The organism is Kitasatospora sp. NPDC058492 (assembly GCF_042720685.1).
Classification (GTDB): Bacteria; Actinomycetota; Actinomycetes; order Streptomycetales; family Streptomycetaceae; genus Kitasatospora.
Window position 1 is genome coordinate 1 of record NZ_JBHXMU010000117.1, and the last position, 11,349, is coordinate 11,349.

At 73.9% G+C, this 11,349-nt stretch carries 8 protein-coding genes; 3 read left to right on the forward strand and 5 right to left on the reverse strand.

The features are described 5' to 3' along the window. Positions 1 to 74 precede the first annotated feature (74 nt). Both ACFWPI_RS38765 and ACFWPI_RS38770 read right to left on the reverse strand, forming a co-directional pair. Positions 75 to 1,259 carry a serine hydrolase domain-containing protein gene (locus ACFWPI_RS38765; RefSeq protein WP_380380487.1) on the reverse strand — a complete coding sequence of 395 codons (1,185 nt, stop codon included), beginning with the start codon at positions 1,257 to 1,259 and terminating at the stop codon, positions 75 to 77. A gap of 165 nt (positions 1,260 to 1,424) precedes the next feature. Beyond that, positions 1,425 to 2,591 carry a serine hydrolase domain-containing protein gene (locus tag ACFWPI_RS38770; protein WP_380380485.1) on the reverse strand — a complete coding sequence of 389 codons (1,167 nt, stop codon included), beginning with the start codon at positions 2,589 to 2,591 and terminating at the stop codon, positions 1,425 to 1,427. A gap of 350 nt (positions 2,592 to 2,941) precedes the next feature. Between ACFWPI_RS38770 and ACFWPI_RS38775 the strand changes: the two genes are divergently transcribed. Next, positions 2,942 to 4,036 (forward strand): polyprenyl synthetase family protein, encoded by a 1,095-nt coding sequence (locus ACFWPI_RS38775; RefSeq protein WP_380380483.1) that lies wholly within the window; start codon positions 2,942 to 2,944, stop codon positions 4,034 to 4,036. A gap of 70 nt (positions 4,037 to 4,106) precedes the next feature. Here ACFWPI_RS38775 and ACFWPI_RS38780 read toward each other — a convergent pair whose 3' ends face one another. Continuing rightward, on the reverse strand, positions 4,107 to 5,090 hold the full coding sequence (locus ACFWPI_RS38780; protein ID WP_380380481.1) for an NADP-dependent oxidoreductase: 984 nt from the start codon (positions 5,088 to 5,090) through the stop codon (positions 4,107 to 4,109). A 140-nt stretch (positions 5,091 to 5,230) separates the two neighbouring features. Here ACFWPI_RS38780 and ACFWPI_RS38785 point away from each other — a divergent pair, with 140 nt between their 5' ends. Beyond that, on the forward strand, positions 5,231 to 5,608 hold the full coding sequence (locus ACFWPI_RS38785) for a winged helix-turn-helix transcriptional regulator (protein ID WP_380380479.1): 378 nt from the start codon (positions 5,231 to 5,233) through the stop codon (positions 5,606 to 5,608). A gap of 84 nt (positions 5,609 to 5,692) precedes the next feature. On the opposite strand, the gene ACFWPI_RS38790 is transcribed toward ACFWPI_RS38785, so the two are convergent. Both ACFWPI_RS38790 and ACFWPI_RS38795 read right to left on the reverse strand, forming a co-directional pair. Next, on the reverse strand, positions 5,693 to 8,839 hold the full coding sequence (locus ACFWPI_RS38790) for a lantibiotic dehydratase (protein WP_380380477.1): 3,147 nt from the start codon (positions 8,837 to 8,839) through the stop codon (positions 5,693 to 5,695). Between the two features lie 171 nt (positions 8,840 to 9,010). Next, entirely contained in the window at positions 9,011 to 9,160 is a 150-nt protein-coding gene (locus tag ACFWPI_RS38795; RefSeq protein ID WP_380380475.1) for a hypothetical protein, read from the reverse strand. 160 nt (positions 9,161 to 9,320) lie between these two features. Between ACFWPI_RS38795 and ACFWPI_RS38800 the strand changes: the two genes are divergently transcribed. Continuing rightward, positions 9,321 to 10,757: a lanthionine synthetase C family protein gene (locus tag ACFWPI_RS38800; RefSeq protein WP_380425369.1), complete on the forward strand. Its 1,437-nt coding sequence runs from the start codon at positions 9,321 to 9,323 to the stop codon at positions 10,755 to 10,757. The last annotated feature ends 592 nt before the right edge of the window (positions 10,758 to 11,349 follow it).

Genomic DNA, 11,349 nt, shown 5'->3' on the forward strand with positions numbered 1-11,349 from the left:
CCCGTCCACGGGAGCCGCGAGGCCGTCCGGTGTCCGGCCCCCGCGCGCGGGAGCCGGACCGAGGGGTGGAGCGGTCAGCGGCAGAGGGCCGCGTCCAGTGCGTCCGCCATGTGCTGCGCGCCGGCCCCGCCCGGGACGGTGGTGACGGTGATGGTGGCGGCGCGGCCGTCGTCGGTGACGCCGCCGCGGGAGCGGTAGCCGGGGGAGGTGCCGCCATGGCCCCAGGACAGGCCGCCGCAGGAGAGCGGCCTGCTCTGCAGGCCCAGCCCGTAGCGGACCCCCGGGCCCAGGAGTTCGGCGGGGACGGTGGTCCGCATCTCGGCGAGCTGCGCCGCGGGCAGGAGCCGGCCGCCGAGGAGCGCGGTGAAGAACGCGTTGAGGTCGGTGTTGGTGGAGACGATCGCCCCGGCCGCCCAGGCCATCGAGGCGTCCATCTCGGTGTAGTCGATCGGGGGCGCGTCCGGCGAGCTGCGGAAGTAGCCCTGGGGGTGGGCCTCGTGGATGCTGGTGTCCCCGGGGGTGGGGAAGTAGGTGTGGCGCAGGCCGATGCGGTCGATGACGCGCTTGGTGATCTCCTCGCCGACGGGCCGTCCGGTGACCTTCTGGACGAGGAGTCCGGCGACGATGTAGTTGGTGTTGCTGTACTCCCAACTGGTGCCCGCGGGGAAGCGGGCCTGCTGGGCGAGGGCGCCGTCGAGGAGGTCGCGGGGCTCGAAGTAGCGGTACTGCACGGTGGTGAAGTCCGCGAGGGCGGGGGCGTCCATGTAGTCGGGCAGACCGCTGGTGTGCTGGAGCAACTGGCGGACGGTGATGTTGCGTCCGTCGATGCCGTCGCCGCGCAGCAGCCCCGGCAGGTAGGTCTCGACGGGTACATCGAGGTTGATCTTCCCTTCGGCGACGAGTTGGAGGACGACGACGGCGGTGAAGGACTTGGTGTTGCTGCCGGCGCGTATCTGCCCGTCGACGGGGACCTTGGTGCCGGTGGCGAGGTCGCCGACGCCCGCGGTGTAGGTGCGGGTGCGGCCGTCGCGGCCCTTGACCGAGGCCAGTGCGGCGGGCAGGCCGTCGTCCTTGACCAGCGTGTTCAGGCTCTGTTGGACGCTGTCCGGCTTGCCGCCGGCGAACGCCGCGGTCGGTGCCAGCACTCCGGCCGCCACGACGCCGGCGGCCACGGCTGCCGCCACCATGTGCCTGCCGCGGCGGCTCCGGTGGGCCCGGGGGGACCGGGGGGACCGGCTGTGCGGGACGTGCTCGTTCACGGAAGAACTCCTCTACGGGAAGGGGGAATTGGCGGGGTAAGCGGGTGCACGGGTACGCGGGTACGCGGGTACGCGGGTACGCGAGTGCGCGGGTTCCGCGCGCGCCGAGGCGCGCAGAACCCGCGGGTCGTACCGGTGCGGACGCTCAGACCGGATCGGGGAGGGTCAGCGGCACAGGGCCGCGTCCACCGTGGCCTCAACGTGCTGTCCGGCGGCGCCACTTGGGATCATGGTCACCGCGATGCTGGTGGCGCGGCCGTCATCGGTGGCGCCCCCGGCGGTGTCGTAGCCCGGGATGGTCCCGCCGTGGCCCCAGTAGAGGCCGCCGCACGACAGCGGCCGGCTCACCAGGCCCAACCCGTAGCGGGCGCCGGGGCCCACCTCGTCGGCGGGGACGGTGGTGCGCATCTGGGCGAGCTGCGCCGCGGGCAGGAGCCGGCCGCCGAGGAGCGCGGTGTAGAAGCGGGTGATGTCGCTGTTGGTGGAGACGACGGCGCCTGCCGCCCAGCCCCAGGAGGGGTCCAGTTCGGTGTAGTCGCGGAGTGAGCCGTCGGCGTCCCGGTTGTAGCCCTTGGGGTGGGCCTCGCGGATGCCCGTGTCCCCGGGGGTGGGGAAGTAGGTGTGGCGCAGGCCGATGCGGTCGACGATGCGCCGGTTGATCTCCTCGCCGAGCGGCCGCCCGGTGACCTTCTGGATGATCAGGCCGGCCAGCAGGTAGTTGGTGTTGTTGTACTCCCAGCTCGTGCCCGGGGCGAAGTGGGCCTTCTGGGCCAGGGCCGCGTCGAGGAGTTCGCGCGGTTCGTAGTAGCGCGTCGGGCTGGTGAGGATCGAGTCCTTGTCCACGTACTCGGGCAGGCCGCTGGTGTGCTGGAGCAGTTGGCGGACGGTGATGCGGTGTCCGTCGATGCCGTCGCCGCGCAGCAGGCCGGGCAGGTAGGTCTCGACGGGCGCGTCGAGGCCGACCTTTCCCTCGGCGACGAGCTGGAGCACGACGACGGCGGTGAAGGTCTTGGTGTTGCTGCCGATCCGCACCTGCCCGTCCGTGGGCACCTTGGCTCCGGTGGCGACATCGCCCACGCCGGCGGTGTAGGTGCGGGTGCGGCCGTCGCGGCCCTTGACGGCGGCCAGCGCGGCGGGCAGACCGTCGTCCTTGACCAGCGCGTTCAGGCTCGACTGGACGTTGTCCGGCTTGCCGCCCGCGAACGCCGCGGTCGGTGCCAGCGCTCCGACCGTCATCACGCCGGCGGCCACGGCGGTCACGACCGCCACCGCCCGGTGCCGGCCGCGCCGGCGGGAGCGCGGGAGGCGGCTGTGCGGTGCATGATCGTTCACGAAGGAACCCCTCTGATGAATGGCGCCGGTGATTCCCGGCCTTGATCAAGAGGACCATTCAGGGGCAGGGGAGTTCGTCCGTATCCAGCACGAGACCGCACCCGGGAGCTGGCTCCGGGAGCCGCCCCCGGCCAGGACCGTGCTCCCGGCGGTGCTCTTGTCGACCTTCCGGTGGAGCGGCTCTTCGAACGGGGGCGTGTTGTACTGCTGCGGGGAGCGCGGGAGGGCACCTACCGGGTGCTCGGGCCGGGAGGCCGATGGGGCAGCATGGGTGACGGACCACCACCGGGATCCGTGGCACCTCCGCGCCTGCGCGGGCGCGCAGACCCGGCCGAACGGAAGACATCTTCGTGACCGATACCGCCGCCGCCGTTCCCACCGAGCAGATCCGGGCCCGTCTCGCCGGGTACGAGCGCCGGTTCGGCACGCTGGCCGAGCAGCACTTCCAGGACCTGGCCGCCGCCTTCGACGCCCCGTCGTTCAGCCGGTTCACCCCGGACTGCCTGGCCCTGCTGCGGGACCTGTCGCTGCGCGGCGGCAAGCGGATGCGGGTGGCCCTGCTCTTCGAGGCCGCCCGGCTGGTGACTGCCGAACCCGTGGCGGGGCTGGACGACGCCGCGCTGAGCATCGAACTGCTCCAGACCCACGGGCTGGTCCACGACGACATCATCGACGACAGCCCCACCCGCCGGGGCGGGCCCTCCACCTACTACGCCTACCGGGGGCGGTTCCCCGACCGGCCGCAGACCGCGCTCGGGCTCGCCGTTCTCGCCGGCGACCTCGCCCTCGCGCTGTCGCTCCAGGTCCTCCTCGATTCCCGGGCCCCGCTCCCGGTCCGACAGGCCATGGTCGAGGTGCAGACGCGGGCGGCAACGGCCACGTTCGTCGGCCAGATCATCGACCTGGAGCGGGACTTCACCGCGGACCCGGACGAGGAGGTGCTGCACGACGTGGCCGACTACAAGACCGCGCGCTACTCGGTGCTCGCCCCGCTCCAGCTGGGACTGCTCGCCGCAGGCGTCCAGCCCGCCGCCCACGACGGGGAACTGCGCCGCTACGCCCGGCTGGTGGGGATCTGCGGGCAGCTGCGTGACGACTACCTGGACCTCTTCGGCGACGCGGGGACGATGGGCAAGCCCACCGGAACGGACATCCGGGAGGGGCGGCGCAACTACACCGTCCGCGCCGTCCTGGCGGCGGCCACCGGCCCAGAGCGGGCCGTGGTGGAGTCCGCACTCGGCGACGGGGCCTGCACCGGGGAGACCATCGCCGCCATCCGCGACCTCGCCCACCGCCACGGCGTCCCGGAGCGGATGCGGGCGGACATGCGGCGCTTCGCGCACGCGGCCGCCACGGAAGCCGCGGCCTGGCGCCCCAGGTGGCGGGAGGAGGCGGTCGCGTTCTTCGAGTACCTGCCGAGGTGGAGCGTCGAGCGAGTCCGGTGAGGCGAGGTGAGGCGGGGTGGGATGAGGTGAGGTGGGCGAGCCGGGAATCCCACCCGTCCCTGACCGGCGGTCAGTTGGCTCCGGGCCCGACCTTGGTGGTGAGGACGAGCTTGCCGCGGGTGCGGCCCGCCTCGCCGCGGGCGTGAGCGGCCCCGGCCTGCTCCAGCGGGAAGGTCCGCTCCACCTCGACGGCGACCTCGCCGGCGTCGATCAGCGCGGCGATCGTCGTCAGCGCGGCGCCGTCCGGCTCGACCAGGAACGGGGTGACCCGCACGCCGGCCGCCTCGGCGGCCGCGGCCAGTTCGGGGGAGACACCGGCCGGGACGGCGACCAGCAGGCCGCCGGGGCGCAGGACCTTCAGGGAACGGGTGCTGGTCAGGTCGTGGGCGTCGCCCACCAGGTCGATGACGACGTCGATGCCGGCGGTGGCGTCCTCGAAGCGGGTGCCGGTGTAGTCGATCACCTCGTCGGCGCCGAGCTCCTTGAGCCAGGGGTGCCGGGCGGCGCTGGCGGTGGCGACCACGTGGGCGCCCAGGTGGCGGGCGAACTGGACCGCGAAGTGGCCCACCCCGCCGGCGGCCGCGGTGACCAGCACCCGCTGGCCGGCCCGCACCTGGGCGGTGTCGACGACGGCCTGCCAGGCGGTCAGTGCCGCCAGCGGCACGGCGGCGGCGTGCACGTGGTCGAGCGTGGCCGGCTTGCGGGCGAACTGCCGGGCCGGGGCGGTCACGTACTCGGCGTAGGCGTTCGCGGCGCGCGGGAACCACGGCATGCCGTACACCTCGTCACCGGCCTTCAGCGTGGTCACGCCGAAGCCGACCTCCTCGACCACGCCGGACACGTCCCAGCCGAGCGTGAACGGCGGCTCACCCAGCAGGCCGGCCATGCCGGAGCCGTCGCGGGTCTTCCAGTCCACCGGGTTGATCCCGGCCGCGTGCACCCGCACCAGCACCTCCGTCGGCAGCGGCACCGGGCGGGTCACCTCGGCGACCCGCAGCGCCTCCGGCCCGCCGAACGTGTCCTGGACCACCGCGCGCATCGTGTCTGCGGACATGCGTCATCTCCCGAAGCATCAGAGTGTGGAAGGCCTTTCAGCGGCCGTTCCTCGATGCCGGCGACGCTATCCCCGCAGGTATGGTTACCTTCAAGGGCTAGTACTTCCCATCGGGAAGTGTCCTGGTGAGGAGAGTGAGCATGACGACCACCTGCCCCAGCGGCGAGCACTCGCAGCACGACGTCTACGCCGCCCAGTGCCCCTGTCGCGTCCTGCTCGACCTGCTCGCCAACAAGTGGGCCGCCCTCGCCATCGGCGCCCTCCAGGAAGGCCCCCAGCGGTTCGGCGAACTCCAGCGCCGCCTCCAGGGCGTCAGCCCCAAGGTGCTGACCCAGACCCTGCGCCGCCTGGAGGACTTCGGCATCCTCGACCGCACCGTGTACCCCGTCGTCCCCCTGCACGTCGAGTACTCCCTCACCCGCCTCGGCCAGAGTGCCGCGGTGCCGTTGAACGCGCTTCGCTCCTGGGTCGAGGACAACATCGACCAGGCCTTCCGCCCGGAGCCGGTCGCGGGGTAGCCCGGCATCGGCCACGACCGGCTCGCGCCGCGGAGGGGCCGGCCGGCACGCCGCTGACGGCGGGCTCGCGGTGGGGGCCTGAACTCAGGGCCGGCGCAGGCGGCGGCCCCGCTGGGCCTCCATCGCGCCGCGGGCGACGGCGCGGGCGTGGTCCTCGGCCTCCGGGTCGATGCCGAGCAGCCGGTTGTGGTGCAGGTGCACCAGGCCGGGCAGCTCCGACCCCCGGGGGGTGGCCGCGCGCAGCGCCTCGCCGTAGCGGGCGAGTGCACCGGCCCGGCGCTGCCAGCCGGCCAGGAGCTCGCCGCCGCCGGGCAGGGCGCGCAGGGCCGCCCGGTCGTCGGCGGGGTCGCTCAGCCGCACGGCCGCCGTCCGCAGGTCGCGCAGCTGGGTGTGGACGGCGGATCTGGGATAGGTGGTCAGCAGCCACTCCTCCGCCCGCGCGGCGCCCTCGGCGGTGTCCCCGTGGACGTGCCGGGCCAGGTCGAGCATGTTGAGGGCGCCCAGCAGCCTCGGGTCCAGGTCGAGCCGGCCCGCCTCCAGTGCGTCGAGCTGGGCGAGCACGGCCGCGCTGTCCGCGCCGAAAGCGTCCTCGGCGGCGGTGGTCGCGGCCGGGCCCCCGTAGCGCTCCCACTCGGGCTCGTAGGTGTCGAGCACCAGTCGCCAGGCCAGTCCGGAGCGGCGCAGTTCGGCGAACCAGTCGTGGCAGTTCGGCAGCAGTTGCCGGTTCAGCGCTGCCGGGTCGCCGTGGAAGCGCAGCCTTAGGTGCGGTTCGGGGTCGCGGTAGCGCAGGAAGAACCAGCGGTCCACCTCGGCGGGCAGTGCGGCGAGCAGGCGGGGCAACGCTCCGACGAGCAGTTCGTTCTGACGCCGCGTCGAGCAGTAGACCTTGGCGTAGAGCCACTCGCCGCCGGGCGGCTGGACGCGGAGCGCGGGCGTCGGGCGCACAGCGGGTCGGGGACGGGGACGGGGGCGCGGGATCGGCGCGTCGGCGAGCAGCGGGAAGACCACCTCCGCGGTGTGCGCGCCCGCCGGGCCCGACAGCCAGCCGTACGCGTCCTCGCCCGTCGGTGCCTCGCGCAGGACGGCGTCCGGCCATCGCGCGACGTCCTGGCGCAGCAGTCGGAGGTGCAGCCCGGTGGAGAGGTCGAGTTCCAGGCCGCGATCGGCGACGCAGAGCAGCACGTGGTCCGGTACGCTCCAGCGCTCCCGCCAGCGGTCGAACTCCAGCCGCCACTCCCGCTCCGGCATGGAGGTGTCGGCGAAGAACGGCGCGGACGGCCGCCAGCGGGCCGGGGCGAGCACGGTGCGTCCGTGGCGCACGCGCGGGGTGTACGGCGCCTGCTCCAGCGGGCCCCAGTCCCAGGTGAAGCCGGGCCGGACACCCGACAGGCGCAGCTCGCGCAGGAAGCGCCCCACGTTGCCGACCTGGGCCTGTGGGTTGAGCATGTTCCAGGCCAGCGGGACGATCCGGCGGCCGCTGCTCAGCCGCACCAGCTGGAGGCCGGTGAGGTCGGCTCCCACGGCGAGGTCGTCCAGCGGCACCGTGCCGGGGGCCGTGCGGTCGGCGAAGGCGCCGACCACGATCTGCCGGTCCAGCAGACGGCGGACCTGGTTGAGGTTGGCCGACCGCGACCGGGAGGCCCGCAGGACGAGTTGGGCGGTCTCGATGCTGTCGTCGCCAGTGCCGTCGTCAGTGCCGTCGTCAGTCGCGCTCTCGGCTTCCGCGCAGGCTGCCGCGATCCGCTGCGCGGCGTCCGGCAGCAGGTGGGAGAACCTGCCGATGGTCGCACCGGCGTGGTCCGCGCCGGTCTCCGGGGTCAGCCAGAGTCGGAACCGGCCGCGCGCCAACGCCTCGGCGGAGCCGGCCAGTACCCGGGCGTAGAGCTCCAGCGAGGCGGGCGGGGGCAGGTCGGTGTCGGGGCTGAGGCGCGCGAGCAGGCCGTCGTCGAGGACCACCTCGGATGCACCGGCCATGGCGGCGGCCTGGGCCAGCTCGATCCGCAGCGCGTCCGCGGGCGAGGGCTCGGGCCTGGCGGGCTGCTCGCGCTCGCTGGGCGGCATCAGGTAGCCGGCGGGCGCGCCGAGACCGCGGTCGGGGTCGAGCAGTTCGGTGAGGGGGACCAGCCGGTCGGTGCCGTAGCGTTCGACGAACTCGCCGTGGTACTGGGCCAGGTGGGGCGGCGCGCTGCGGGCGCGGGAGACCCGCCACAGTGCCTCGGCGGCGCGTTCGGCCTCGGCCGCCACCTCGGCGGGCAGCGTCACGTCGGCGTCCAGGGCCAGATCCACCTGGAGCCGGCGGTCGGTCTCGTGCAGGCGTCGCATCCGGCGCAGGACGGACGAGTAGTCGGTGCCGGGCCGGGCCGCGCCCAGTTCCCGGTGGACGGCGGCGAGTTCCGCCCGCTCGGGGCCGGCGGGCAGGCGGTCCAGGACGTGCGCCAGCGGGTCGGTGGCAGTGGTCGGCGGGCGCAGGTCGGTGAGCAGGAACTCGCGCTCGACCAGCTGCCCCAGCAGGCCGTTCACACGGTGTTCCGGGGTGCCGGGGAACCGCTCGCACAGCCGACGGCCCAGCTCGGCGAACTGGACGGGCTCCGCCGTCAGTTCCAGTACGGCGCGCACGGCGGGGGTGTGGCGGATGGAGACCTCGATGACGGTCCGGCCGGCCGTGGGCTCCGCGGCGTGGCGTTCGGGCACGTAGGGCAGGACGAGACGGTCGCCGCGGACGAAGGTGAGCTCGTTGGCGACGACCCGCAGCGCCTCCAGGGTGTCGGGCCTGGTCTCCAGGCCGGCGAGCAGCGCGCTCAGCCAGCCCATGTCGGGCCGGGCGACGGGACGGTGGGCGGTGCCGAGCCGTGCGCTCGCGTCACCGGGCTCGGGTGCGGGCGTGGCGGCCGTGGCTACTGCGGTCGTGGGTGCGGAGGCCGCCACCCGGACGGCGGCGACGCCGGCGAAGAGCCCGAAGGGTGTGGGCCGCGCGGCCATCCGGAGCTGGTAGCGGCTCAGCGAGAGCACGGCCTTGCGCAGGCGCTTCGGCTCGACGGCGCCTCCCTCCCGCACCTTGTCCACGAGACGTGCCAGCGACGGGCTGGCCAGGGCGACGGCGGCCCGCAGCTCGGGGTCGGCACCGAGCCGGGCGAGCTGCCGGGACAGCTGTTCCGGCTCGTCGGCCGCCTCGGCGGGAAAATCCGCGAAGGTTTCCTCGATGCGGTTCCGAGGAAAGACCGGAGCCCGCAACAATGCGGTGTCCGCGCAGCGGAACAATGGAGTTCCAGCCCCTCGGAAAGGTGCGGTTGCGGGCATGCGAGAGCTCCTTGTTCAAACCCCTGGAAAACCTGGGGAATTTCCCGTTCTGAATACCGCCCCGGGCGGGCCGAAAGCCCGCCCGGGGCGCTCTGCGGCGACGGCTCAGCAGTGGAAGCCGTGGCTGCAGAAGCAGGTGCCCAGCGACGGGTGCTGCACGGCAGCGGCCTCGTCGCCCTGGCTGACGGTCTCCTTCAGGTCCAGGTCGAAGGCGTCGAACTGAAGCTCGGCGTCGGCGAAAACAATGTTCTGCATGATTTTCTCCCTTTCGGAATCAGCCGGTCCGTCCGGCTCGTGAATGACGCTACGAGGCTTTTCGATTTCCGTCAACCGAAGCCCCGTGGGGAATCTTTCGAGATTTGTGGCAAGGTGTCTTCGGGCATGCCGAAACCACGATCCGAAAGAAGGGCATGGCATGGAGAATTCCATGATGGAAAACCGGGGGAAAGGCGCCGTCGAGCGGACGGCGGAGGAGGCGGTGGAGTCGGTCGCGCGGCTGCTGCGCGATCCCGACCGGGCGCCCGGAGTCATGGCGGCCCCGGGGAACGCCGATCCGTACCTCGGGGTGAGCCCGTGGTCAGCGGCGTCGCTCGGCGACGGCTACCCGGGCATCGCGCTGCTGTTCGCCCGGCTGGCACGGCAGGACCGGTCCTGGCGTCCGGTGACGCACGCCCAGCTGTCCTCGGCGGTTTCCCTGCTGGGCGGGGGGAGCGCGGCGGACAGCCTCTACCAGGGCGCGCCCGCGCTGGCCTTCGCGGTCCGTACGGCGGTCGCCGGCCCGGGGGACTACGCCGGGCTGCTCGCGGCCCTGGACCGCCGGGTGGCGGAGCGGGTCCATGTGCTGCTGACGCTGGAGCGGGCCCGGCTGGCCGCGGGGGAGCGGGGGCCGGCCATGGCCGCGTACGATGTCATCGGCGGTCTGACCGGGCTCGGCCGCTATCTGCTGGCCTGCGGTGACGGCCAACGGCCGCTGTTGGTCGCGGTGTTGGAGTATCTGGTCGAGCTGAGCCGGCCGCTGAGGATCGGTGGCCGCACGGTGCCCGGCTGGTGCGTGCCGGGGCCGCCCTCGCCCGGAGCGGATGCGCGGTTCCCCGACGGTCACCTCAACCTGGGCTTGGCGCACGGCGTTCCGGGGCCGCTGGCCCTGCTGGCGCTCGCCCGCCGCGAGGGAGTCGTGGTGCCGGGGATGGCCGAGGCCGCGCACCGGATGGCCCAGTGGCTGCTGGCACACCGCCGCCACGACGACGAGGGCGCTGGCGGCCCCGACTGGCCGGCCTCCCTCACCCCCGGGCACGAACACCGGCCCGGTGGGGACCGGCCCGGCGGAGTCGACGCCCCCCGGGCCAGGGCCGCCTGGTGCTACGGAACGCCGGGCGTCGCCCGCTCCCTGCAACTGGCCGGGCAGGCGTTCGACGAGCCCGACTGGGAGGCCGGGGCGGTCCGTGCGCTCCACGCCGTGCTGGACCGGCCGCGCGAGCGGCGGGGCCTGCACGACGCCATGCTCTGCCACGGCGCCGCGGGTCTGCTCCAAGTCACCGCCCGGGTGGCCCGGGACAGCGGTGACGCGCGACTGCTGGCCCGGCTCGGACCGCTGGCCGAGGAGGTCATCGCCCACTACGACCCCGAGGCCGCGTTCGCCTTCCCCTGCCCGCCCCCGCCCGGCGCGGTCACACCTGGCGCGGTCACACCCGGCGCGGTCACACCCGGCGGGGAGCGGCCGACCTGGGCGCGCGACCGGGCAGGGTTCCTGGAAGGAGCGGCCGGCGTCGCGCTTGCCCTGGTCGACCACCTGGCGGGCGGCGCGGAGGAGGCCGGCGCCCTGCCGTGGGACGCCGCGCTGCTGCTCGCGTAGCGGCCGCCCCGGTGCGGGCGGGTCGGTGCGGTCTGCCGTCGGCGGGCCGCCCGGCCCGCCCGTTCGGAGCGGGTGTCGGGGCGCCTGCCCGAGCTGCGTGCAGGCGGAACCGGTCAGGATCATCGGAGGGTGTCTCGTTCTTCGGGGCACGTGAGATGCCGCCGCCGGTGCGCCGGTCAACCGGCGCGGGCGGTACGGGCGGTGCGGGCGAGTGGCGAACCACCCCGACCCCGGGCAGCACGGACTGCCGCCCGGATCAGGGCAGTTGGCGCACGTCGGGCCGGAGTCTCAGACGTGCACGATGGTGAGGGGAGTGCGGCGGTGACACGTACTATGACCGGGTTTCATCGCCCACCTCCCTCGGTTGCGCGCGGACAGGGCAGCGCCGGGCCCTCGTCGGACCCCTGCTGCCGGGTGGCGACACCCCTCACGTAAGAGCTTCGGCACTGCACGGCGTATCCCCACCCGAGCGGGCGGGAAGCCACTTCGGGTCACCCCTTAATACTGCAACCGCATCTGGGCGTGACTGTGGGTGTAGGTGTTCGTTGTCTTGACTGTGTGCCTATGGGTTGACGGTTGAGCAGGTTGAGTC